This is a genomic window from Lichenibacterium ramalinae, assembly GCF_004137085.1.
Lineage (GTDB): Bacteria > Pseudomonadota > Alphaproteobacteria > Rhizobiales > Beijerinckiaceae > Lichenihabitans > Lichenihabitans ramalinae.
Genome location: NZ_QYBC01000019.1, coordinates 78,480 through 102,483, shown reverse-complemented (window position 1 = coordinate 102,483; position 24,004 = coordinate 78,480). Strand labels below are relative to the sequence as shown.

Annotated in this window: 21 protein-coding genes; 12 read left to right on the top strand and 9 right to left on the bottom strand. The window is 72.3% G+C overall.

Going from position 1 to position 24,004, the window contains the following annotated elements:
* Window positions 1-62: 62 nt before the first annotated feature.
* Entirely contained in the window at window positions 63-965 is a 903-nt protein-coding gene (locus D3272_RS20695) for a LysR family transcriptional regulator (protein WP_165361443.1), read from the bottom strand.
* Window positions 966-1,131: 166 nt separating this feature from the next.
* Here D3272_RS20695 and D3272_RS20690 point away from each other — a divergent pair, with 166 nt between their 5' ends.
* From D3272_RS20690 to D3272_RS20670, 5 genes are read left to right on the top strand one after another with little or no spacing between them, the layout of a single operon-like run.
* Window positions 1,132-2,169, top strand: a complete 1,038-nt coding sequence (locus D3272_RS20690) for an ABC transporter substrate-binding protein (protein ID WP_129221110.1) — start codon at window positions 1,132-1,134, stop codon at window positions 2,167-2,169.
* Between the two features lie 11 nt (window positions 2,170-2,180).
* The gene (locus D3272_RS20685; protein WP_129221109.1) at window positions 2,181-3,005 is read left to right on the top strand and encodes an ABC transporter ATP-binding protein; all 825 of its coding nucleotides are present in this window, start codon (window positions 2,181-2,183) and stop codon (window positions 3,003-3,005) included.
* Entirely contained in the window at window positions 3,002-3,802 is an 801-nt protein-coding gene (locus tag D3272_RS20680) for an ABC transporter permease (protein ID WP_129221108.1), read from the top strand. The genes D3272_RS20685 and D3272_RS20680 overlap by 4 nt, the downstream gene beginning before the upstream one ends.
* A gap of 25 nt (window positions 3,803-3,827) precedes the next feature.
* Complete coding sequence (locus tag D3272_RS20675; RefSeq protein WP_129221107.1) at window positions 3,828-5,192, top strand: FAD-binding oxidoreductase; 1,365 nt, start codon at window positions 3,828-3,830, stop codon at window positions 5,190-5,192.
* A 7-nt stretch (window positions 5,193-5,199) separates the two neighbouring features.
* Window positions 5,200-5,781 carry an NAD(P)H-dependent oxidoreductase gene (locus tag D3272_RS20670; protein ID WP_129221106.1) on the top strand — a complete coding sequence of 194 codons (582 nt, stop codon included), beginning with the start codon at window positions 5,200-5,202 and terminating at the stop codon, window positions 5,779-5,781.
* Window positions 5,782-5,850: 69 nt separating this feature from the next.
* On the opposite strand, the gene D3272_RS28225 is transcribed toward D3272_RS20670, so the two are convergent.
* From D3272_RS28225 to D3272_RS20645, 5 genes are all read right to left on the bottom strand, one after another.
* The gene (locus D3272_RS28225) at window positions 5,851-7,827 is read right to left on the bottom strand and encodes a tetratricopeptide repeat protein (RefSeq protein WP_129221105.1); all 1,977 of its coding nucleotides are present in this window, start codon (window positions 7,825-7,827) and stop codon (window positions 5,851-5,853) included.
* Window positions 7,824-9,185, bottom strand: coding sequence for an HlyD family type I secretion periplasmic adaptor subunit (locus D3272_RS20660; protein ID WP_129221104.1), 1,362 nt, complete (start codon window positions 9,183-9,185; stop codon window positions 7,824-7,826). Before D3272_RS20660 ends, D3272_RS28225 begins: the two co-directional genes overlap by 4 nt.
* Window positions 9,185-11,395, bottom strand: coding sequence for a peptidase domain-containing ABC transporter (locus tag D3272_RS20655; RefSeq protein WP_129221137.1), 2,211 nt, complete (start codon window positions 11,393-11,395; stop codon window positions 9,185-9,187). Before D3272_RS20655 ends, D3272_RS20660 begins: the two co-directional genes overlap by 1 nt.
* Before the next feature lie 187 nt (window positions 11,396-11,582).
* Window positions 11,583-12,017 (bottom strand): SET domain-containing protein-lysine N-methyltransferase, encoded by a 435-nt coding sequence (locus D3272_RS20650; protein WP_129221103.1) that lies wholly within the window; start codon window positions 12,015-12,017, stop codon window positions 11,583-11,585.
* A complete protein-coding gene (locus tag D3272_RS20645) occupies window positions 12,014-13,345 on the bottom strand; it encodes a phosphoribosylamine--glycine ligase (protein ID WP_129221102.1) in 1,332 nt (443 codons plus the stop codon). Before D3272_RS20645 ends, D3272_RS20650 begins: the two co-directional genes overlap by 4 nt.
* Window positions 13,346-13,443: 98 nt before the next feature.
* Between D3272_RS20645 and D3272_RS20640 the strand changes: the two genes are divergently transcribed.
* Window positions 13,444-13,818: an SET domain-containing protein gene (locus D3272_RS20640; RefSeq protein WP_129221101.1), complete on the top strand. Its 375-nt coding sequence runs from the start codon at window positions 13,444-13,446 to the stop codon at window positions 13,816-13,818.
* On the opposite strand, the gene mdoH is transcribed toward D3272_RS20640, so the two are convergent.
* Window positions 13,776-15,671: a glucans biosynthesis glucosyltransferase MdoH gene (mdoH, locus tag D3272_RS20635; RefSeq protein WP_165361442.1), complete on the bottom strand. Its 1,896-nt coding sequence runs from the start codon at window positions 15,669-15,671 to the stop codon at window positions 13,776-13,778. The genes D3272_RS20640 and mdoH overlap by 43 nt on opposite strands.
* 153 nt (window positions 15,672-15,824) lie before the next feature.
* Between mdoH and D3272_RS20630 the strand changes: the two genes are divergently transcribed.
* The 6 genes from D3272_RS20630 (at window position 15,825) to D3272_RS20605 (ending at window position 21,656) form a co-directional block, all read left to right on the top strand.
* Window positions 15,825-16,829: a sulfotransferase family protein gene (locus D3272_RS20630; protein ID WP_129221099.1), complete on the top strand. Its 1,005-nt coding sequence runs from the start codon at window positions 15,825-15,827 to the stop codon at window positions 16,827-16,829.
* Between the two features lie 84 nt (window positions 16,830-16,913).
* Complete coding sequence (locus D3272_RS20625) at window positions 16,914-17,588, top strand: haloacid dehalogenase type II (RefSeq protein WP_129221098.1); 675 nt, start codon at window positions 16,914-16,916, stop codon at window positions 17,586-17,588.
* Window positions 17,530-18,885: an NAD(P)/FAD-dependent oxidoreductase gene (locus D3272_RS20620; RefSeq protein ID WP_342634196.1), complete on the top strand. Its 1,356-nt coding sequence runs from the start codon at window positions 17,530-17,532 to the stop codon at window positions 18,883-18,885. Before D3272_RS20625 ends, D3272_RS20620 begins: the two co-directional genes overlap by 59 nt.
* Entirely contained in the window at window positions 18,882-19,574 is a 693-nt protein-coding gene (locus D3272_RS20615) for a GntR family transcriptional regulator (protein WP_245496701.1), read from the top strand. The genes D3272_RS20620 and D3272_RS20615 overlap by 4 nt, the downstream gene beginning before the upstream one ends.
* Window positions 19,571-20,557 carry a 2-hydroxyacid dehydrogenase gene (locus D3272_RS20610; protein WP_342634194.1) on the top strand — a complete coding sequence of 329 codons (987 nt, stop codon included), beginning with the start codon at window positions 19,571-19,573 and terminating at the stop codon, window positions 20,555-20,557. Before D3272_RS20615 ends, D3272_RS20610 begins: the two co-directional genes overlap by 4 nt.
* 43 nt (window positions 20,558-20,600) lie before the next feature.
* On the top strand, window positions 20,601-21,656 hold the full coding sequence (locus tag D3272_RS20605) for a tartrate dehydrogenase (RefSeq protein WP_129221096.1): 1,056 nt from the start codon (window positions 20,601-20,603) through the stop codon (window positions 21,654-21,656).
* A gap of 41 nt (window positions 21,657-21,697) precedes the next feature.
* On the opposite strand, the gene D3272_RS20600 is transcribed toward D3272_RS20605, so the two are convergent.
* A complete protein-coding gene (locus D3272_RS20600) occupies window positions 21,698-22,627 on the bottom strand; it encodes a succinylglutamate desuccinylase/aspartoacylase family protein (protein ID WP_129221095.1) in 930 nt (309 codons plus the stop codon).
* A 47-nt stretch (window positions 22,628-22,674) separates the two neighbouring features.
* Window positions 22,675-24,003, bottom strand: a complete 1,329-nt coding sequence (locus tag D3272_RS20595; RefSeq protein ID WP_129221094.1) for an NAD(P)/FAD-dependent oxidoreductase — start codon at window positions 24,001-24,003, stop codon at window positions 22,675-22,677.
* Between the last annotated feature and the right edge of the window lies 1 nt (window position 24,004).

Below are 24,004 nucleotides of genomic sequence, written 5' to 3'. Positions count from 1 at the left end.
CCGGCCCGCACTCAAGTTCGGAAAAGCGCGCGGCCCGTGCGCGTCGCGGCAGCGCCCGCGCTTCAGCCCTCCTCGCCGCTTCCGGCGAAGGCCGCGCCGATGAAGCTCGCCACGACGCTCACCACGGGATCGAGCGGCCCCGAGGCGCGGTGGACCAGCGACACGGTCTGGCGCACGGTGCCGCCCTGGATCGGCACGAAGGCGAGCCGCCCCAGGCGCACCTCCTCGTCGACTTCGAAGCCGCACATGAAGGTGATGCAGGGACTGGTGCGGGCCATGCGGCGCAGCAGGTCGAGCGAGTTGGTTTCCAGCGCCGGCATGAGGTCGACGTTCGGCGGCACCATGCGGTCGACCGCGTCGCGCAGCGCCATGCCGCCCTCCATCAGCAGCAGCGGATGGGACAGGCAATCGGCGAAGCGAACCGACAACCGCCCGGCCAGCGGATGGTCGGGCGACATCACCGCCCCGATGGGGTGTTCGACCGCCATGGCGCGGAACAGCCGGGGATGGGAGGGCAGGCCGAAGGCGAGGCCGAGGTCGGCCTCGCCCGCCAGCAGCGCCGCCATGATGTCGTCCTGCGCCAGCACCCGCACGGTGAGCTTCACGCGCGGGTGCGTGGCGCGGAACTCCACCATGGCGTCGGCGAGGCGCGTGGCGGCGAGGCCGCCCATCGTGGCGATGGTGACCTCGCCCCGCTGCAGCCCCTTCAACGCCACCATGCGGGCGACGGCGCGGCCGTGCTCGCGCAGCGTGTCCCGCACATGCGCCACGAGGATCTCGCCCGACGCGGTGAGGCGCAGGCCGCCCGGCATGCGCTCGAACAGGGGCGTGTCGAGCTCGGCCTCGAGCGACAGGATCTGCCGGTTCACCGCCGACGCGGCGACGTTGAGCCGTTCGGCGGCCTTGCGGATGGAGCCGCAACGGGCGACCTCGTCGAGATAGCGCAGCATGCGTCCGTGCAGCATCGTCGCTCGACCCACATCATCATGTCTGCCGCTTCGGCGGGCATCTGGCGAATGACGCGCCACTGCTCGCATTTTGCGAACGGGACGCGCTGCAATCGATGCTCGCACGCAACGCCGCCCCGTGGAAGTCTCGCCGGCGATCCAGCCGAGACCGCCGCGAGGACCGATGTCGACCAGCACGCGCGCACCCGTCCCCGCAGCCCGCAGCCATGCGGCCCGAAGCTTCGCCGTCCGCAGTCTCGCAGTCCGCAGTCTCGCCGTCCTGGCGATGGCCGGGCTTTCGGCCGTTCCGGCGAGCGCCGCCGAGAAATTCTCCTACCTGACCAACTGGTTCGCCCAGGCCGAACACGGCGGCTACTACCAGGCCAAGGCCGAGGGGCTCTACGACAAGGCCGGGATCGACGCCGAGATCCGCATGGGCGGGCCGCAGGTCAACGCCATGCAGCTGCTGCTCGCCGGCGAGGTCGACGCCATCATGGGCTACGACTTCCAGGTGCTGAACGCCGTCGAGAAGGGCCTGCCGGCCATCACGGTGGCGACGACGTTCCAGCACGACCTCCAGGGCGCCATGACGCATGCCGACGTGCCGGGGCTGGCCGGCTTGAAGGGCAAGACGATCCTCATCGCCTCGTCGAGCCACACCACCTTCTGGCCCTGGCTGAAGGCGAAATACGGCCTCACCGACGACCAGACGAAGGCCTATACGTTCAACCTGCAGCCCTTCTTCGCCGACCCCGACACGGCCCAGCAGGCCTATTCCTCCTCCGAGCCGTTCCAGGCGCAAGAGAAGGGCGTGCCGGTGCATTTCTACCTCTTCGCCAAGGACGGCTATCCGCCCTACGGGTCCACCATCGTGACCACCCGCAAGGTGATGGAAACCCGGCCCGAGGTGCTGAAGGCCTTCATCAGGGCATCGATGCAGGGCTGGCGCGATTACATGAAGGACCCGGCGCCCGGCAACGCGCTCATCAAGGCCGCCAATCCCAAGATGAGCGAAGCGCAGATCGCCTACGGCATCGCCAAGATGCGCGAACTCGGCGTCCTCGACGGCGACGGCACGGTGCCGATCGGCTCCATGACGGAGGCACGCTGGAAGGCGACGGACGACTACATGGTGGCGAACGGCCTGCTCAAGCCCGATACCGACTGGCACAGGGCCTTCACGACCGCCTTCACGGCGGACCTCGACGCCAAGCTGAACTGAGCGGGCCGGCCATGCCGTCCGCCAGCGCCCCCGTGGCTGCCGAGAGCCGCCGGCCCGCCGTCGAGGTCCTGTCGGCCGACAAGGTCTTCGCCAACGGCACGCGCGGCCTCGCGCCGCTCAGCCTCACGGTGGAGCAGGGGGACTTCCTCTCGCTCATCGGCCCTTCGGGCTGCGGCAAGAGCACGCTGCTGTCGCTCATGGCCAACCTTCAGCAGCCCACGGACGGTCGCGTCCTGTGGTGGCGCGGCGGCTTCGACGGCGTGGGCGGGGATGGGCGGCGCCTGTCCTTCGTGTTCCAGGACGCCACGCTGATGCCCTGGGCCCGCATCGACGCCAACGTGCGGCTGCCGCTCGACCTCGCCGGCGTGCCGCGCGCCGCGGCGTCGGCGCGCGTCGCCGAGGCACTGGCGCTGGTCGGCCTGTCGAGCCACGCCCGCCACCACCCGCGCCAGTTGTCGGGCGGCATGAAGATGCGGGCCTCCATCGCCCGCGCGCTGGTGACGGAGCCCGACATGCTGCTGATGGACGAGCCCTTCGGCGCGCTTGACGAGATCACCCGCAACAGGCTCGACGCCGACCTCGCCGCGCTGTGGTGGCGCCGGCGCTTCACCACGGTCTTCGTCACCCATTCGATCTACGAGGCGGTCTTCCTGTCCACCCGCATCGTCGTGATGGCGGCGAACCCGGGCCGCATCGTCCGCGAGATCGCCATCCCCGAGCCGCAGCCCCGCGGCGACGCCTTCCGCACGAGCCCGCGCTTCGCCGACCATTGCCGGACGCTGTCGCTCGCCCTCATGGAGGCGTCGCTGGCGAGCGGCAACGGAAGCCCGGCATGAAGCCCCTGGCGACGTCCGCTCGGTTCCGCGCGCTCGCGCCCCCGCTGGTCACCGGCCTGGTGCTGCTGGCGGCCTGGGAGGGCGCCTGCCGGTTCTTCGCCATCCCCGAGTTCCTTCTGCCGGCGCCGAGCGCCATCGCGCGCGTGTTCCTGTCGGATGCCCCGACGCTGTTCCGTGCCCTCGGCTTCACCCTCGAGGTGACGCTCGCGGCCTTCGTCTGCGCGGTCGTCCTCGGCACGCTGGTGGCCTTCGTCTTCGTGCAGAGCCGGGCGATCGAGCGCAGCCTGTTCCCCTATGCCGTGATGCTGCAGGTGACCCCGGTCGTCGCCATCGCGCCGCTCATCATCATCCTGGTCAAGAACACGCAGGCGGCGCTGATCGTCTGCGCCACGCTGGTGGCGCTGTTCCCGGTCATCTCCAACACCACCCTGGGCCTGCGCAGCGTCGATCCGGGACTCGCCAACCTCTTTGCCCTCAACAAGGCGAGCGCGCTCGCCACGCTGTGGCGGCTGCGCATCCCGAGCGCCCTGCCGCTGTTCTTCGCCGGGCTGCGCATCTCCAGCGGCCTCGCCCTGATCGGCGCCGTGGTGGCGGAGTTCGTCGCCGGCACGGGCGGGCGCAGCGCGGGCCTCGCCTACGAGATCCTGCAATCGGGCTTCGAGCTCGACATCCCGCGCATGTTCGCGGCCCTGTTCCTCATCACGGCGGCCGGCGTCGCGCTGTTCCTCGCCATGGCGGGGCTGAGCACCCTGGCGCTCGGCTCCTGGCACGACAGCGAACGCCGGGCCGAACGCTGATGTCCCTCGACGAGGCCCCGCTTCCATGACCGCCATCCCCCAGCCGCATCCGAAGCTCGGCGCCCTCATCGACGCCCTCGGCGACGTCCCGGTCGTCACCGAAGCCGCGACGGTGCGCAAACGCTCGCGCGATTTTTTCTGGTACAGCCCCATCCTCAACGCCCAGCTCCACGGCAAGAGCGCCGACGTGCTGGTCTCGCCCCGCACCGAAGCCGAGGTGATGCGCGTCGCGGCGGCCTGCGCGCGCTTCGGCGTGCCGATCACGCCGCGCGGCGCCGCGACGGGAAACTACGGCCAGGCCGTGCCGCTGCACGGGGGCGTGCTGCTCGACCTGTCGGGGCTGACCGAAGTCGAGTGGGTGCGGGGCGGGGTGGTGCGCTGCGGGCCGGGCCTCGTCATGTCGGAGCTCGACGCCATGCTGGCCCCGCAGGGGCTGGAGCAGCGCCTGCATCCCTCGACCAAGCGCCGCGCCACGGTCGGCGGGTTCGTGGCGGGCGGCTCGGGCGGCATCGGCTCCATCACCTACGGGGGGCTGCGCGAGCCCGGCAACATCCGGGCGGCCCGCATCGTCACGGTCGAACCCGAGCCCCACGCCATCGAGCTGCGGGGCGATGCCGCCCAGAAGGTGAACCGCGCCTACGGCACCACCGGCATCATCACGGCGCTGGAGATGCCCCTGGCGCCGGCCTGGCCCTGGGTCGAGATGATCGTCGCCTTCGACACGTTCGCCGGCGCCATGGCCTTCGGCCACGCGGCAGCGCTGGCGGACGGCATCGTCAAGAAGCTCATCGCGCCCATCGCCTGGCCGCTGCCGTCCTTCTTCGCCGAGGTGCGGCCCTTCTGCCCCGAAGGCCGGGCCGTCCTCATCGTCATGGTGGCGGAAGCGTCGGTCGAGAGTTTCAAGGCGCTGCTCGGCGGCGACGGCGACATCACCCTGGAACGGCCGGCCAGCGACGCGCCGGGCCAGACGCCGCTCTACGAGTACACCTGGAACCACACGACGCTGCAGATGCTGAAGGCCGACCGCGGCGTCACCTACCTGCAATGCCTGTTCCCGCACGACAGGGTGCTGGAATCGGTGGGCGAGATGTGCGCGATGTTCCCGGAGGAACTGCTCGGCCACTGCGAGTTCATCCGCTTCGGTGGCCGGGTGACGGCGAGCGCCCTGCCGGTGATCCGCTTCTCGACGCCCGAGCGGCTCGACGCCATCATGGCGCTGCACGAGGCGCATGGCGTCATGATCGCCAACCCGCACGTCATGACGCTGGAGGACGGCAGCCGCCACAAGCGCGCCGACGCCGACCAGATCGGCTTCAAGCGCGAGGTCGACCCGATGGGGCTGCTGAACCCCGGCAAGATGCGCAGCTTCGTGCCGGCGCCGCGGGCCTGAGCCGCCGATGCGCGTCCTCTACCTCTACTGCCACCCGCTGCCCGAAAGCTTCCACGCCGCCGTGCGGACCGAGGCCCTGGCGGGCCTCGCCGCAGCCGGCCACGAGGTGGACCTGCTCGACCTCTATGCCGAAGGGTTCGACCCGGTGCTGAGCGAGCAGGCGCGGCGCCACTATCACGACACGGCCGTGAACCAGGCCGGGCTCGAGCCCTATGTGGCGCGGCTCCGGGCCGCCGAGGCGCTGGTGGTGCAGTTTCCCACCTGGACCTTCGGCCCGCCCGCCTTGCTCAAGGGGTTCTTCGACCGCCTGCTGATGCCGGGCGTGGCCTTCGACCTGACCGATCCCGAGAACGTGCGGCCCATGCTCACCAACATGCGGCGCATCGTCGGCATCGTGACCTACGGGCGGCCGCGCCACATGGTATGGTGGATGGCGAATCCCTCGAAGAAGATCGTCACCCGCTACCTGCGCTGGCTGACCGGCGGCGCGCGGGCCGACTTCTACGGCCTGTACCACATGAACGTCGCCACGGCGGCGCAGCGGCAAGGCTTCATGGCGCGTGTGAAGGGCGCGATGACGCGGCTGTGACGCTGCCCCGACGGTGTTCGCCGGCCCTCTCCCCCGACCGTAAGCACGACGTCCCCCGGCAGGCCGCGCTCAGGCCTCCGCCAGGCGGTCGATGAGCTGCAGGGCCTGGGGGTGCCCCGCGGTGACGGCGGCCTCGGCCCAATGGCGGGCCAGGGCCAGGTTCTGCTCGACCAGCTCGCCGGCGGCGAGGAGCTCGGCGAGCGTCACCTGGGCCTGGCTCATGCCGGCGAGGGCGGCGGACTCGCACCAGCGCACCGCGACCGCGACGTCGACCTCCGTTCCCTGACCGTTCAGCGTCATGATGGCGAGGTTGTACTGGGCCGCCACGACGCCGTCCTGGGCGGCCGCACGGTACAGCTCCACGGCGCGGGCGAAGTCCCTGCGCACGCCCTGGCCCTGGCAGTGGAGGACGGCGAGTTCGAAGCTCGCCTCCGCATGCCCCGCACCCGCGGCCCGCGAGAACCAGTCGGCCGCGGCCCTGGCGCCGCGGGGGCCGCCGTGCAGCTGGCGCAGCAGCCCCCCGAGGGCGAACATGGCGTCGGCGTCGCCGGCCTCGGCCGCGGCACGGAGCCAGTGGGCCGCCCGCGGGAGGTGGGCCTCCGGCGGATGGAGTTGCAGGTGGATGCGGCCGAGCCGTTTCTGGGCCGGGACGTGGCCGGCTTCCGCCGCCTCCGTCAGCAGGGCCCTGCCGAGGTCGGCATCGGCCCCGGGGATGCGTCCGTCGATGTGGAGCAGGGCCAGCGCCGCCTTGGCCTCGGGCCGCCCGCGCTCGGCGGCCATGGCGAACCAGCGCATGGCGGCGTCGGCATCGGCCGGCGTGCCGCGCCCGGCGAGATGCATGTCGCCGAGGTGGGCGAGGGCGAGGTCGAGCCCGCCCTCGGCCGCCCGCACGAACCAGGCGAGGGCCGCGACCTCGTCCGCCGGAGTCCCGACGCCGTCCCGCAGGAAGACCGCGAGGTTGAAGGCCGCGGCGCTGTGGCCGGCTTCGGCGGCGCGGAGGAACCAGCGCAGCGCTTCGCGGTCGATCCGGGGCACGCCCTCGCCGCGGGCGACGAGGCCCGCATAGACGAACTGCGCGTCGACGTCGCCCGCCTCGGCCGCCTGCCGGTACCAGCGGGCCGCTTCGTTGGCGTTGGCGGGCATGCCGAGGCCGCCGTCGTAATAGTCGGCCAGGGCCGTCATGGCGGGTCCGAAGCCGGACTTCGCGGCCGCCCGCAGCAGGTTCTCGGCCTCGATCCGGCCGGCGGCCTCGCCCGAGGACAGGCGGATCTCCGCCAGGCGGTGCTGGGCGGCCGGGAGCTTCGCGGCCGCGGCGGCGCGCAGGTGCTCGAGGGCGGCGGCGGGGTCCGGGGAGTCGCCGTCCAGCAGCAGGGTCGCCAGCAGGAAGGCCGCCGTGGGCTCGCCCCGCCCCGCCGCCTGGGCGAGGAGAGGCCGTGCCGCCTCGGCATCCGCCGCGCAGCCGAGCCCGTAGAGGCGCAGCACGCCGAGGCCGAGTTCGGCCCGGGCGACGCCCGCCGCCACGGCCGCCTCGTACCAGAGGTGCGCCTCGTCGTAGGACCGCTCGCAGCCCAGGCCCTGCGCCCAAAGGTAGCCGTAATGGGCCTGCGCCTCGGCATGTCCCGCCCGTGCCGCGGCCCCCGTCCAGTGATGGGCCGCCGCGGGGTCGGCCGCCAGGCTCACGCCGTCCGGATAGAGGAGTTGCCGGTTGCGCTCGGCGGATTGGGGGTCGGCCTGGCGGGCCGCCTCGTACCACCGTCCGGCGAAGCCGCTGTCGCCCCCGTCACCGTGCAGCAGGAGTTCACCGAGCAGGTAGGCGGCCTCGCGGTCCCCCGCCTTCGCCGCCGCCGTCAGCCATCGGGCGGCCGCGGGGAGCTGCGGCAGGACGCCGTCGCCCTTGAGGAAGGCGATGCCGAGCTGCCGGCACGCCTCGACGTCGCCCCGCTCGGCCCGCACCGCCAGCGCCGCCATGGCGCGGCCGTTGCGCGCGGCCGGGCTCCCGCCGCGGCGACCGAGGAGGCGGCGCAGCAGGGCGGGCCCGGCGCTCACGGCTCCCGCATCGCCTCTCCGGTCCCCTGCACGAACCCGCCCATGATGTAGCGGAAGAGGGACCGGTGGCCGACGTTGATGTCGGCGCGGAGCGTCATGCCGGGGATGAGGCGGAACGTCGTCGGCACTCCGGAGAAGTTGAGCTTGTCGATGGTGACGCGGGCCCGGTAGTAGGGCTCGACCGGCTTGTCCTCGTCGGTGGAGAAGGCGCCCTCGCTGATCCAGTTCAGCCTGCCCTCGGCCGATCCGTGTTCGTAGAAGTTGAAGGCATCGACCTTCAGCGACACCGAATCCCCCGGCCTGACGAAGCCGATGTCGTGGGACGCGATGTGGATCTCGGCCTGCATGGGGCTGCTGAGCGGCACCAGCGTCATCAGCGTCTCGCCTTCCTTGAGGATGGAGCCCGCCGACAGCTTGGACAGCGTCAGCACGACCGAGCGTTCGGGCGCGACGAGGCGGACGAAGTCCTGGTGCTTGCTGGCCTTCTGCAGGGCGGCGATGGCGGAGTCGCGGTCGTTGCGGGCCTTGACGAGGTCCTGGCTCACGTCGCCGAGCCATTTCTGCACGTAGGCGTCGCGGTCCGCCTGGTTCGTGGCGAGCTGGTGTTCGGCTTCGGCGATGCCGTTGCGGTCGCTCTCCATGGTGCGCTGCATCTCGAGCCTCGCGTCGTTGGCCTGCAGCAGGCTCAGCCGGCTCGAAGCGCCGCTCTTGTAGAGCGTGTCGCGCATGCCCTCGATCTGATGCGTGATCTCCTCGCGCGAGGCATAGCGGGCGACGTCGTTCTGCAGCTTGGCCATCGCGGCTTGCGTGGTCTTGATCTTCTCGTCGAAGGACCGCATCTGCGCCGCATAGCCGGCCGCCCGCTGCGTGTAGAGGGAAGCCTGCAGGACGTCGAACGGCGCTTCGTCGGGGTTCGCCGCCACGGCGAACCGGAGCGGCTTGCTGTCCCGTTCGGCCGTCAATCTGGCGATCTGGGCGTCGAGCCCGGCGATCTGCTGGTGCAGCTGCCCCACGTCGGCCTTGGCGAAGGTGGCGTCCAGCGTGGCGAGCTGCTGGCCCGCCGCGACGTCCTCGCCCTCGCGCACGTCCACCGACTTGATGACTGACGGGTCCAGCGCCTGGAACGTCAACAGGGGCTGCACCGCCACGACCTTGCCGGAGCTGCTCGACACGACCCGGTCGATGTTGGCGAAGGGCGTGAGGCCGATCAGGGTGACGAACAGGAGGGCGAGCAGCCAGACCGCCGAGCGGGCCTTGCCGGGCGGCGGCGCCTCGGTGATGGCGTCGACCTCCGACTGCCATTGACGGATGACCCGGAGCGTGTGCGCCGATGTCGACGGGGCGAGCGCCTGTCCCATCAGTTCGGTCCTCGATAGGCCAGCTTGGGCTGCGTGCGGCGGGCCGCCCCGGGCTGCGGGCCGCCCGCATGCTGGTTCTGCGTGTACCACATCTGGGCGTAGATATCGTTGCGCTCGATCAACTCCGCGTGGCGCCCGATGTCGTCGATGACGCCGCCGTCGAGCACCATGATGGCATCGCACTTCACCAGCGCGGCCAGGCGGTGCGAGATGGTGATGACGGTGCGGCCCTGCGCGATCCGGTCGATGTTGGCGTTGACGATGGCCTCGCTTTCCGCGTCGAGCGCGCTCGTCGCCTCGTCGAGGATGAGGATCTTGGGGTCGGTGATGAGCGCGCGGGCGATGGCGAGGCGCTGGCGCTGGCCGCCCGACAGGTTCGGCGAGCCCTCGTAGATGTAGGTCTCGTAGCCGCCCGGCAGCTTCTCGATGAACTCCTCGGCGCCGGCCATGCGGGCCGCCGTCACCATGTCGTCGTAGCTGGAGTCCGGTCTGGCGATGGTGATGTTGTCGCGGATGGTGCCGGAGAACAGGAAGTTCTCCTGCAGGACCACGCCGAGCGACGATCGCAGGAAGTCGACGTCGTATTGGCGCACGTCGACACCGTCGATCTTGATGAGGCCGGAATAGTCGGAATGCAGCCGCTGGAGCAGGCGCGTGATGGTGGTCTTGCCCGAGCCGGACCGGCCCATGACGCCGAGCGAGGTGCCGCGCGGCACCTCGAAGGACAGGTTCTTCAGCGCCGGCCGGAGCGACCCTTTGTAGGAGAAGAGCACGCCCTGGAACTCGACGTGGCCGAGGATCGGCTTGCGCACGCCGTGCCCGGAGCGGCCCTCCTCGGGCTCCTGGTTGACCAGGGCGGCGACCGTGTCGGTGGCGATGCGGGCCTCGTCGTATTGCTGCAGGAGCTGGGAGGCCTGCATCAGGGGTGCGGCGATGCGCTGGCTCAGCATGATGAAGGCGAAGAGGCTGCCGACCGCGACGGGGTCTTGGCTCTGCAGGGCCATGTAGACGCCGACGGCGAGGCTGCCGCTCACCACGAGGCGCTCGATGGGCATGATCGCCGACTGGATGAGGTTGGTGAAATGGCCCTCGGCCACCCGGGCCCTGGCGGCGCGTGCCGTGAGCACGTCCCATTCGTGCCGCTGGCGGCGGTCGAGCGCGAGCGACTTGATGGTGCGGATGCCCTGGATCGTCTGCGCCAGGGTCGCGCCGCGGGCCGCCTCGGCGCTCTCGACCGCCATGCCGCGGCGCCTGATGGTCGGCAAGGCCGCCACGATGATGCCGACCATGAGGGCGCACAGACCCAGGACGACGCCGGTCAGCAGGGGGTTGAACAGCGCCATCACGGGCACGAACACGACCAGGATGCCGGCATCGAGCACGGTGCCGAACAGCTGCCCGAGCAGGAAGGCGCGGATGCGCCCCACCTGCGCCAACCGATGCAGCGTGTAGCCGGTGGGGGTGCGTTCGAAATAGTCGACCGGCAGCCCGAGCACCTTCTCGAAGGTATAGGTCGACAGCCTGATGTCCACCCGCGTCGTCAAGCCGACGAGCAGGTAGCGGCGCAGGGCCGAGAAGGCGGTCTCGAAGCCGATCATGACGACCAGCGCGACGCAGAGGATCCAGAAGGTGCTGAGGGCGTGGTACTGGAGCACGCGGTCCGTCATCAGCTTCCAGAAGAGGATCGGGACGAGCGCCAGCATCGAAAGCACCATGGCGCTGATGCCGACGTCCAGGACGACGCGCTTCTCCCGGAAGATGTAGGATGCCACCAGGCCGAGGCCGAAGGGTTGCTGGTCGTCCGATAGGGCGTAGTTGCGCTTGACCAGCACGGCGACGCCGGCCCAGGCGCGTTCCAGCGTCAAGCGGTCGAGCGCCACCAGGGCTTCCCCGTCCGCTCGGGGGTCCTGGACGAGCACGACGCGCTTGTCGGCGAGATCCTCGAGGCGCGACAGCACGATATAGGAACCGCTGCGAAGCTGCAGCAACGCCGGCAGTGCTCGCTCCAGCTTCGCCAACCCATCCCAACTCAGCTCGATCACCGTGGCCTTCAGGCCCGCGCTGGAAGCACAGCGGACGAGTTGTTGGGGGGTGACTTCCGCTTCGGACACCTGGTTGTCGCGGCACATCTGTTCAGCCGTCGTGTTCAAACCGAAGCGGCCGGCCAGTTTGACGAGCGCGAGGAGTCCCGACGGCAGGCTCGCAGACATCACGCCGGGCGTTTCGTCACTTTCAGACCGCGATCCCAGCAATGCGACACTCCCGCCAAGGCTCCTAAACGGGTGATTGCACATCGTTGTGGCGTCGACAAGGCGGCGTACCGCGACGGTGACGGCCTCGACGGGCGGGAAGCGCGGCTCATCTCGGGACGGGCCGCGCCGATCTCGCGACGTAGCGTCAATCGGCGCCGGTGTTCCACAAGTCGACGAAGTGGCCGGCATGGTCGCTGAACGTCCGGTAGTCCACCGTGAGCTCCTCGCCGGCGCGGATGGGACGGGCGGCCAGGAAGTTGAGGTCCGGGTCGCAGGCGATGTTGGGCCGGTCGGAATGGTTCATATACCAGGACACCGTCATGGCGTTGAAGCTCGACGGCGCCAGGAAATGTCCGTCCACGAGGGGGCAGAAATCGAGGTACATGCGCCGCGCCGCGGGATCGGCGATGGCCTCCACGGTGGCGGCCGGGATCCGGGCCAGGGCGGCCGTCTCGCCGCGGAAGGGGTTCGTGCCCTGCGGGATGTCGCGCAGCGCGAAGACCCCGACGCCGAGGCCGGGGGAAACGCCGAGACGGGTGTAGAGGCCGTCGTGCGGGAGCGGACCGGGCGCCGACGTCATCGGACCGGATCCGTCGGCGGGCACGGGTCGAGGAGGCCCAGGCGCTCCACGGCGGCGAGGCCGCCGGAAGCGAGGCGGTCTCCGATGTCGTTGCGGTAGCGCAGGTTGGGAATCACCACGCGCCCCGCCAGCCGGTAGGCCGCCGCCTGGGCCGCCGGCAGCGTGTCGCCCGTGCCGGTGACCACCAGGGTCCAGCCGTGGTAGCCGGCCGTGACGAGCGTGTCGCCGTCGAGACCCATCTCGCCGAAATGCAGGTTGCGGCGGTCCTCGTCGGTGAGGGCCCCCTCGAACAGCACCGGGAGCCCGATGGGTTCGGGCACCTGGGTGCGGATGAACGGGAAGGGTCGGGTCGTCATCACGATGCCGACCGCGAAGCCCGGCGCGGTCTCGAAGGCCGAACCGGAGCGCGTCACCATGCCGTTGAACAGCGCCGACCAGGGCGTCTCCTGCAGCGGGTCGAGGATGGCATAGCCCGGATAGCCGAAGCGGCAGGTGAACTCGAGCGGCCAGATGCCGTCCTGGTTCACGATCGTGTTGAGGTTGATGTAGCCGCAATAGCCGTGCCGGGTGAGCAGCGGTGCCATCCGGGCCAGCGTGCGCCGGAAGAACGTGTCGGTCCGCCGGTAGGTCACCACCGTCCCCATCTCGCCCGTGAGCTCGCCGAGGTCGCCGGGGAAGAAGTGCTTGTGTTCCCAGTCGAGGCAGGCCGGCGTCAGGAAGCGGTCGCCGTCGAAATAGGCGCCGACCCCCATCTCGATCCCGGCGACGTGGTCCATCAGCACGAATCCGATGCGGGACCGGCCGAGCTGGCGGAACTTGGCCGCCACCATGGCGCGCACGTCGCGGCCGTCGGCGAGGCGGCCCACATAGGTGTCGGCGGCGCCGAAACCGTCGCCGTTGAACTTCAGGACGTAGCGCCCGGGACGCGCGTCGAGGAAAGCCTCGGCTTCGGCCTGGGTGGAAAAGTCCCACATGGCGGCGACCTGCAGGCCGAGGTCCCGCAGCACGTTCTGGGCGAAGGCGCGGTCGTTCTCCAGGCGGTCGCCGAAGGCGCTGCCGCCGATGACGTTGAAGCCTTCGGCCCGCAGGGCGTCCTGCCGGGCGCCGCGGGCATAGGACACGTTCTCGAAGAGGATGATGCCGTCCCGGCCCGCCTCGCGCAGCCAGGGGAGCTCGGCTTCCCAGTCGTCGGTGCGCGGCACCATGCCGGCCAGGGTGCCGTGGCACTGGGGTTCGGACACGAAGACGCGGACCTCGTGGCCCTCGGCGACGAGCCGGAGGTAGAGCGCGCTGAGGTCGCAATAATCGCCGATGCCGAGGAACCGCATGATGACCTGCCGGGCCTGTGGAGCGCATCCGGCGGCCTCAGCGGAACAGGTGCAGCCCCGCTGAAGTTCGCCAAGATCCGAACCCAGCGAGCCGGCCCATGTTCCTGATCCGCACCCGCCTCGGACCGAGCCCGATCCACGGCGTCGGGGTCTTCGCGCTCGAGGCCGTGCCGGCCGGCACGGTCGTGTGGCGGTACGACGCCGCCTTCGACCGCATCGTCACGCCGACGGAGCGCGACGGCGCGCCGCGCGCCTTCCGCGCCCACCTCGACGCCTACGCCTATCCGTCGGCCGACCTCGGGGGCGCGACGCTGCTGTGCTGCGACCACGCGAAGTTCCTGAACCACAGCGACCACCCGAACACGGCCGAACGGCCGTTCATGTCGGTGGCCGCCCGGCCCATCGCGGTGGGCGAGGAGATCACCTGCGACTATGGGACGTTCTGCGTGGGCTGGACGGGCCTGGCGGGCTGAGCCGCCGGGGCGGGGGCGGGAACCGTCCCGCCGCCGCCCCGTCCCTCCCGGAGCCGGGCGGCGCTGGCGTCGCGGAACTCCAGGATCTCGGGCGCCGGCGTCACGTCGTCGACGGTGAGGAAGAGGCCCCAGCGCCGCGACAGCTGCCCGAGGTCGCGACGGCTGGACAGCGCCGTGAGGAGCGGGCTCACCACGAGGCCGAGCGCGGTCGGGGCCAGCCACGCCGCCAGCCATCCTCCGCCCCGCGCCGCTGCGAGCGCGAAGGCGCATCCGAGGGCGACCTGCAGGGCGTGCCGCCGGACGGCGTCCAGCACCGGGACGTGCCGTTCGTCGCGCGACTGGCTGGCCCAGCCCACCGCCCCGCCCGCGAAGGCCCGGGTGACGAACCCGGCCGTCACCCACAGCAGCATGGGGCCCAGCAGAAGCCACAGCGCCTGTTCGAGAACGGCCCCGCAGAGCAGGCGGAAGGTGCCGCCGAAGCCTCGGCGCACCTCCCCGTCCCCGAGAGCGCGGGCGAGGTTCAACACCCGCGGCAGCAGGATCAGCGCCGCCGACAGCGCGAACAGCAGCGCGCCGGCGAAGCCCGGCTCCGTCAGGCCGTAGGCGAGGACGCCGTAGCCCTGGCCTTCCGGCATGGCGAGGACGCGCAGCGCCCCCAGCGCCAGGAAACCGCACCACAGCGGCGCCACGAGGTAGCCGCCGATGCCGAGCGCGAGATGGGTGCGGCTCGCCGCCTTCAGCCCCGGAAGCCCCACGACGCCGATGTGCTGCAGGTTGCCCTGGCACCACCGCTGCTCCCGCGCCAGCAGGTCGAGGGCATTGGTCGGCATTTCCTCCCACGTGCCCTCGAACTCGGGCAGGAGGTGGGTTTCCCACCCGGCGCGGGCCAGCAGCGCCGCCTCGACCACGTCGTGGCACAGGATCTCGCCCCCGAAGGGTGGCCGGCCGGACAGGACGGGCAGGCGGCAGTGCTGGTGGAAGGGCGCGACGCGGAAGATGGCGTTGTGGCCCCAGTAGGACCCTTCCGGCCCCTGCCAGAACTCGAGCCCGCGCAGCGACAGCGGCGCGTAGAGCCGAACGGCGAACTGCTGGATGCGGGCGAAGAGCGTGTCGCGGCCGGTGGCGTAGCTGACGGTCTGGATCAGGCCGATGCGGGGATGCTCCTCCATGAGGCGGATCAGCCGCCGGATCGCGGCGCCGCTCATGAGGCTGTCGGCGTCCAGCACCACGGCGTGGTCGTAGTCCTGTCCGCGCCGGTCGAGGAACTCGCCGATGTTGCCGGCCTTGCGGCCGGCGTTGACCGCCCGTCGCCTGTAGGCGGTCCGCCCCGGCGCTTCGGCGTCGAGCGCGTCCCACAGCCGCGCCTCGGCCGCCGCGGTGGCGTCGTCGCGCGTGTCGCTGAGGATGTGCAGGTCCACGTCGTCGCAGGGGCCCAGCCGGGCCAGGGAGCGGAGCATGATGCGCACCCGGTCGAAGACCGCCTCGGGCTCCTCCTCGTAGATCGGCATCAGCAGCGCGGTGCGGCTGCGTCCGGTCGGGATCGGGTCCAGCGCTGCGGCCCGCCTTTCGAGCGGCGTCAGCCCTTCGGTGCCGCGCAGCCAGACCGCGAAGCCGAGCACGAGCTGCCACACGATGAAGCATTCCCACATCATCACGAGGGCGAACGGCACCAGCATCGCCCAGTCGATGAGGGGCCGCGGCGCCCGCGCCAGCACGGCGACGGCCGAGCCGAAGAGGCTCACGGCCAACAGGGCGCTCGGCAGGACCGCGAGCAGCCGGCGCGTCCCGAGGTCCGGCACCAGGGGCAGGGAAAGGGACGGGGACGGCGAGCCGGCGTTCAGTGGGTTCCGCATGGTCGAGCCATAGAGAAGGCGGATGACACTGTGTAGGAGGCCGGGGGCGCTGCATCGCCGCAGCCATCCGCATAGGCAGGCGGCGCCGATGCGCCTAGACCAGGACCGGATCGGTTGGAACCGCTCCCGAGCCCGAGCCGGAGCGCATTCGCCATGGACGAGCGCGGAACGACGCGGGTCCCCTTTCGCCTGGGGGACGCGACCCATGCGGGGCGGCCCCGCCGGCCCTGGGCGGTGGCCGCCGGCCTGGCGGCCGCCGGGCTGGTCGATGCGGGCCTGGGCCTGTCGGGCCTCGCCAGGCCGGTCGTGGTGGTGAACGGGTTCTGGCGCAGCGGCACGACGTGGCTGCAGGAATGCCTCGCCGAGAGCCTCGGCGCCAAATCCATCTTCGAGCCGCTGTCGCCGCAGGAGCCGCGGCGCCGCGCCGCGCTGGAAATGCGGTTCCCGGGCGACGAGGACGCGCTGCAGGCCTTCATCCCCGAGCCCTGGCCGGAGGGCGCGGCGGACTGGCGGGGCTTCGAGGCGGCCTGCCGGGGCCTTCACGGCGGCGCCTTCCTGCTCAGCTGCCGCGGCAGCGTCGCCGAATCGGCGCGGACCGGCATCGTGGTCAAGGACGTCCGTCTCCACCGCAACCTCGGGCCGGTGCACCGCCGCTTCGGCGTCCCCGTGATCCACCTCCGCCGCCACCCCTGCGCGGTGGCGGCGAGCCTCGTGGCGGCGGATTGGCATTGGAGCTTCGCGCGGGTCCGGCTTGCGCGCCTGGTGCCCGAAGCCGCCGATCTCGCCCCCTACGACACCGATGCCCTGTCGCGCATCGCCGCCTATTGGGCCCTCGTCGAGCGTGACGCCGCGCGGGCGCTCGCCGGGCAGGGCTGGGGACGGGTCGTCGCCTACGAGGACCTCGTCGCCGACCCCGCCGCCGCCGTGGCGGGGCTCTGCGCCTGGCTGGGGATGCGGCAACGCGGCACCCCGGACTTCTCCCGCCCCGCCGCCTCCATCCACCCCGCCGCCTTCGCCGCCAGGGCGGCCGTGCCGGAGCCCTGGCGCGCGACCCTGTCGGCGGCCGAAGCGGCCCGCATCGCGGCGATCGCCGACGCGGTCTTCCCCGAGTGGCGCGGCGGCAGTTCCGGTTCGGCGTTGCGGCACGACGCGGGTTGATCGTAGGATTGTTGACAATCGCTCACGGACGCTGTTTCTGCCACGGGACACGCCCGTGCCACGCCATCACACAGCGGATCCGCCATGACCTCTGCGACCTTCAGGCCCAAATACATCTCGTTCGACTGCTACGGCACGCTGACGCGCTTCCACATGGGCGAGATGGCGGAAAGCCTGTGCGGCGACCGGATCCCCGCCGAGCGCATGCCGCGCTTCGTCGCGGACTTCTCGGCCTACCGGCTCGACGAGATCCTGGGCGTCTGGAAGCCCTACGCGGAGGTGATCGGCAACGCGCTGCGCCGGACCTGCGCGCTCCATGGCGTGCCCTATCGCGAGGCTGACGGCGCCGCCATCTACGAGGCCGTCCCCACCTGGGGGCCGCACCCCGACGTGCCCGCCGGTCTGTCCCGCGTCGCCGGCAAGATCCCGCTGGTGATCCTGTCCAACGCCATGACGGACCAGATCCCCAGCAACGTCGAGAAGCTCGGGGCGCCGTTCCACCGCGTCTACACGGCGCAGCAGGCCCAGGCCTACAAGCCCCGGTTCCAGGCTTTCGAATACATGTTCGACCAGCTCGGCGCCCGGCCCGAGGAGATGATGCACGTCTCGTCGAGCTTCCGCTACGACCAGATGTCGGCCTTCGACCTGCACTTCGGCGCCCGGGTGTGGGTGGGGCGCGGCCACGAGCCCCGCAACCCCCATTACTTCACCCACGAGATCGCCGACATCGGCGGCCTCGCCGCCTGCTGCGGCCTGTGACGCGGACGACGCCGCCGTGAAGCTCGCCTCCTATTGGCACGACACGGCCGCGCCCTTCGCCGGCGCGGCGCCCGGCCCCGTCGCCGGGCGCGTCGACGTGGCGGTCGTCGGCGGCGGCTTCACGGGCCTGTCGGCGGCGCTGGCGCTGGCCCGGCGCGGCGCCAGCGTGGCGGTGGTGGAGGCCGCCCATGTCGGGGCCGGGGCATCGGGCCGCAACGGCGGCCAGTGCAACAACGGCTTCGCGCAGGACTTCGCCGCCGTGGAGGCCCGCTTCGGCTTCGAGCGTGCCGTGGCGCTCTATCGCGCCTTCGACGCGGCGGTCGACACGGTCGAACGCCTCGTCGGCGAGGAGGGCATCGACTGCGCCTTCGCCCGCACCGGCAAGCTGAAGCTCGCCGCCAAGCCCGCCCATGCCGAGAAGCTGGCCCGTGCCCGCGATGCGCTGCACCGCGGCGCCGACCCCGACGTCGCCTTTGTGCCGCGCGAGGCGCTGGCGGGCGAGATCGGCACGGAGCGCTACCACGGCGGGCTCGTCTTCCCGAAGTCGGCCAGCCTGCACATGGGCCGGTTCGTCGTGGGGCTGGCCGAGGCCGCGACCCGGGCCGGCGCCCGCATCCACGAGGGCGCGGCCGTGCGCCGCCTGACGCGGATCGGCCGGACCGACGCCCACACGGTGGAGACGGCGCGGGGAACCCTCCGGGCCGACCAGGTCCTGCTCGCCACCGGCCCCTCCAGGGCGGGGCCCTTCTTCCGCTATCGGCGCCGGATCGTGCCGATCGGCAGCTTCATCGTGGTGACGGAGCCGCTGTCGCGCGCGCGCCTCGATGCGCTGCTGCCGACGCGCCGGATGTGCACCACGACGCAGAACATCGGCCATTACTTCCGCGTCACCCCCGACGACCGGCTGCTCTTCGGCGGCCGCGCCCGCTTCGCCCTGTCGAGCGCCACCTCGGATGCGAAGAGCGGCCGCGTGCTGGAAGCCGGCATGGTGGAAACCTTTCCGGCCCTGGCCGGCACCCGGCTCGACTGGTGCTGGGGCGGCATCGTCGATATGACTCAGGACCGGCTGCCGCGCGCCGGCCAGCACGAGGGGCTGTACTATTCCATGGGCTACAGCGGCCACGGGACCCAGATGTCGACCCACATGGGGCAGGTGATGGCCGCCGTGATGGCGGGCGACCGCGACGCCAACCCCTGGTCGGGCCTCGACTGGCCCGCCATCAAGGGCCATTTCGGGCCGCCGTGGTTCCTGCCGCTGGTCGGCGCCTATTACAAGTTCCAGGACTGGCGGCATTGACGGTCCCGCCCGGCGTCGTCCGTCTGCCGCGCGTCACGCTGGCCGGCCAGGTGGCCGGGGCGATGCGCGACGCCGTCCTGTCCGGCGTGTTCCCGCCGGGCCAGCAGATGAACGAGGCGGAACTCGCGGGCCGCTTCGAGGTCAGCCGCGGTCCCGTGCGCGAGGCCATGCAGCGGCTCGTGCAGGAGGGGCTGCTGGTCAGCCACCCGCACCGGGGCGTCTTCGTGGTGCGATTGAGCGAGGCCGACCTCGCCGACGTCTACCTCGCCCGCAGCGCTATCGAGAGCACGGCCCTGCGGCGCATCGCCGACCTGCCGGACCGCGAACCGCTGGCCGGGCATCTCGCGGCCGCGGTCGCCGGCATGGCGGCGGCGGTGGCGGTCGCCGACTGGGCCGACGTGGCCGACAGCGACCTCGCCTTCCACCGCGCCCTGGTGGATGCGGCCGGCAGTCCGCGCCTGTCGCGCATGTACGAGACCGTCCAGGCCGAAACGCGGCTGAGCTTCCAGCACCTGATGTCGGGCTACCGGTCCAGTGCCGAACTCGTCGACGAACACCGCCGCCTCGCCGCTTTGGCGACGGGCGGCGACCTGCAGGCCGCGCTGGTCGAACTCGCCCGCCACCTCGCCGACCCCGTGCGCATCCTGCGCCGGATCGGCGCGGCCGCGGGCGATCCGGGCGCGCCGTGACGGGCGCGGCCGCGCCGCCGGGCGCCGCACCGGTGCATGGGGCGGGAGCCACCCAGGGGGCCACCGTCGTCTACAGGTCCGACGCGCGGCGCGGCGCCGTCTGGCACGCCGTCTTCGCCGAGGAGGCGCCGGAGATCGCCCTCGTCGACTGGTCGCCCGAAGCCGCGGCGGAAGCCCGCTACCTCGTGGCCTGGACGCCCCCCGAGCGGCTCGCCGAGGCCATGCCGAGGCTCGCCGTGCTGTTCAACACCGGCGCCGGCATCGACCACCTGCCGCTCGCCGCCATCGACGACGGGATCGCCATCGTCCGCATGGTGGATCCCGAACTGACGCGCTCGATGGTCGACTACGTGCTGCTCGCCGTGCTGGCCCAGCTCCGCGACCTGCCGGACTACCTCGCGGCGCAGCGGGCGGGCCGCTGGGCGCCGATGCCGGTGCGCCGCGCCGCCGACCATGCCGTCGGCATCCTCGGCCTCGGCGTGCTCGGCCAGGCGGTGGCGGCGGCCCTCGTCGGCCTCGGCTTCCCGGTCCGCGGCTGGAGCGCGTCGGGCAGAGCCGTGCCGGGCGTCCAAGGCTTCGCGGGCCGCCAGGAGCTGCCGGCCTTCCTCGCCGGCTGCCGCAGCCTCGTCTGCCTGCTGCCGCTCACGCCCGACACCCGGGGCATTCTCGATGCCGGGCTCCTCGCCGGGCTGCCGGCCGGGGCCGGGCTGGTCAACGTCGGCCGGGGCGGCCACCTCGTCGAGGCCGATCTCGTGGCGGCCCTCGACGCCGGGCACCTCGCCTCCGCCGTGCTCGACGTCCTGTCGGAGGAGCCGCCGCCGCCCGGCCACCCGCTCTTCGCCCATCCCAGGGTCATCGCCACGCCCCATGTCGCCAGCATGACCCATCCGGCGACGGCGGCGCGCCAGGTCATCCGAGCCGTCCGCCGCCACCGGCGCGGCGAGCCGCTGGAGAACCTGGTCGACCGCGGTCGCGGTTACTGAGCCGGCGGCGCCGACCCCGCCATCCCCCGAAAGGACGCAGGACATGACGGACCACAGGATCGCGCTCATCCCCGGAGACGGCATCGGCGTCGACGTCGTCGAGGCCGGCTGGTCGGTGCTCCAGGCCGCGGCGCGGCGCTTCGGCTTCGGGCTGCAAGGCGACACGTTCCCCTGGTCGTGCGACCACTACCTCCGTCACGGCGCCATGATGCCGGCCGACGGCATCGACCGGCTCCGCCCCTATGCCGCCATCTACCTCGGCGCGGTGGGCTGGCCGGCGAAAGTGCCGGATTCGGTGTCGCTGCACGGCCTGCTGCTGCCGATCCGCAAGAGCTTCGACCTCTACGTCAACGCCCGCCCGCACCGGCTGCTGCCGGGCGTGCAGGGGCCGCTGCGGGCGGAGGGCTTCGACATCCTGTGCATCCGCGAGAACACGGAAGGCGAGTACAGCGGCGCCGGCGGGCGGGTTCACGTCGGGACGCCCGACGAGGTCGCGGTCGAAACCTCGGTCTTCACGCGGCGCGGCGTGGAGCGCATCCTGCGCTACGCCTTCGCCCAGGCTCGGCGCCGCAGCGGCCGGCTCGCCTCCGTGACGAAGTCCAACGCCCAGAAGCATTCCATGGTGTTCTGGGACGAGGTGACGGAGGCGGTGGCGGCCGATTTCCCGGACGTGGCGGTCACCCGCTACCACGTCGACGCCATCGCGGCGCGCTTCGTCACCGACCCGGCGAGCCTCGACGTGGTGGTGGCGTCGAACCTGTTCGGCGACATCCTCACCGACATCGGCGCCGCCATCCAGGGCGGGCTCGGCTTCGCGGCCTCGGCGAACCTTAACCCGGCGGGGGGCGTACCCTCCATGTTCGAGCCCGTGCACGGCTCGGCGCCCGACATCGCGGGAACCGGCAGGGCCAACCCGCTCGCCGCCATCTGGTCCGGCGCGCTGATGCTGGACCATCTCGGCGAGACGGAGGCGGCCGCCGCCACGGTCGCCGCCATGGAGCGCGTGGTGGCGCGCGGCGCCGTGGCGACGCCGGACCGGGGCGGCACTGCCACGACGGCGGCGGTGGCGGAGGCCGTCGCGGCGGAAATCGCGGGATGAGGATCGCCGGGTGAGGATCGCGAGCCGGCAGGCTCGGCCGGTCAGGCGCCGGTCGGCACGCCGAGGCCGAGCAGCGCCTCGCCGGCGTTCACCCAGAGGCTCGACAGCTGGTACAGCACCGGCCCGGGCTTGTCGGCCGTGACGGTCTGGAGCACGGCGCCGAAGACGTCGCGGATCTCGCCCAGCACGTCGCCGGCCCGCACCGCGTCGGAGAGGGCCCTGGCGGGGTACCAGAGGCCCGAAACGTCGGCCTTGGGCACCAGGAAGGCCACGACCTCGAAGCCTCCGGGGGCGGGCGCCACCGGGCCCGGCACCATGCCGAGGTGCCGCATGACGCGCCTCACGCCCTCCACGAGCTGGTCCACGCCCGCCTCGGTCCAGATGCCGTTGCCGCCGACCTCGGCCAGCACGGCCGGCACGCCGGCCAGGGCGGCGCCGCTGATGCTGTTGCCGCCCGGCGCCGCCGCGACGCCGATCGGCAGCCCGAAGACCTCGGCCAGGACCCGCGATTCCGCGCTGGCGCCCGGGAAGATCGAGAAGGGCGTCAGGGCCTCGTCGAGGTCGCCGCCGTGGAGGTCGAGGTAGGCGTCGGCTCCCGGGAACACCCGCGTCATCAGCCAATCGGCCAGGCGCTGGCTGGCGGTGCCGTCGGGCTTGCCCGGGAACATGCGGTTCAGGTTCTGCCCGTCTTCCGGCATGACGTAGATGCTGCGCGCCCGGAAGCCGCCGACGTTGACGATGGGCAGCACCACCAGCGTGCCGCTGAGGCCGGCCGGGTCGGTCGCCATGAGGCGCAGCGCCGCTTCGATCGAGCAATATTCCGAACCGTGCACGCCGGCCGTGACGACGAGGCAGGGCCCTGGCGCCGCTCCCTCGATGACGCAGAACGGGATGTCGAGCCCCTCCGCCGGGCTGCAATGGCCCTGCTCCCGGCGGGCCTGGCCGGTGCGGAAGGCGGGGAGGCGTGTCATGGGCGGGCTCCGGTCTGGTGTGGGGGTGGGCGGTCGATGGCGGGCCGTCACATGAGGCCGGGGGCGCCGAGGTCGGTGCCGTCGGTCATGCGGCTGTAGCGGTAGGGACGGGGGTCGACGATCGGCGGGTCGCCGGCCACGAGGTCGGCGGCGAGCCGGCCCGCCGCCGGCCCGATCCCGAAACCGTGGCCGCTGAACCCGGCCGACACGAAGAGCCCGGGCAGGGGATCGACGGGCGAGATCACCGGGATGGCGTCGGGCGTCATGTCGACCTGCCCGCCCCAGCTCTGCGCCACCCCGATGCCCTTGAGGGCCGGATAGGCGGCGGCGAGGCTAGCGAGACCGGCCGCGATGAGCCGCTGTTCCGGCGGCGGGTCGAGCGTCCGCACCCGTTCGAAGGGCGTCTCGGCATCCATGGACCAGCGCGCGAAGCCCTCCGGCCCGTCGAAGAAGGACCGGCCGACCGTGACGGTCAGCCCGGCGCGCCGCTTCTTGAAGGTGTTCCAGAAGGGCTTGGCGTAGCGCAGCCCCTGGGGCGAGACTTCCATGAGGCCGCGGCCGCTCATGCCGACGGAATAGCCGCCGTCGAGACGCCGTCGCAGCGTCACGTCGGGCAAGGCCAGGCCGCCCTCCGTCACGGCGGGCGCCGGCACGGTGGCGAAGGAGGTCGAGCGCACGCTCGCCTGCACGAAGCGCAGCCCGTGGCGCCGCATCATCAGGCCCGTCCAGGCGCCCCCGGCGAGCAGCACGGCCTCGGCCCGCACGAGGCCGTGCTCGGTCACGACGCCCTTCAGCCGGCCGGCCTCGACGTGGAAGCCCCGCACGGCGCAGTTCTGGTGGAGGGTGACGCCGAGGGCCCGGGCGGCCTCGGCGAGGGCGGGGACGGCGAGGGCGGGTTCGGCCCGGCCGTCCGTCGGCGAGTGGACGCCGCCGATCCACCCGCCGCGGCTGCCCGGCGTCAGCGCCTCGGCCTCGGCGCCGGTCAGCATGCGGGTCTGCATCTGGAAGGGGCGCGCCGACTCGCCCCAGCGGGTCCAGTCGGCGAGTTCGCCCGGCCGGTCGGTGGCGTAGACGAGGCCGGTGCGCCGGAAGCCGAGGTCGCGCCCCGTCTCGGCCGCCAGTTCCTCCCAGCGGCGCAGGCCCCACATGGCCAGCGGCAGTTCCCGGACGTCGCGGTTCTGCTGCCGGCACCAGCCCCAGTTGCGGCTCGACTGCTCGCCCGACACCACGCCCTTCTCGATCACCGCCACGCTGTGGCCCTTGCGCGCCAGCTCGTAGGCGGCCGCGATGCCCGCCATGCCGCCGCCCACCACCACCACGTCCACGGCGCGGGGCAGGGCGGCGTCGCTGGCGACGGAAGCGAGGGGCGGTGACATG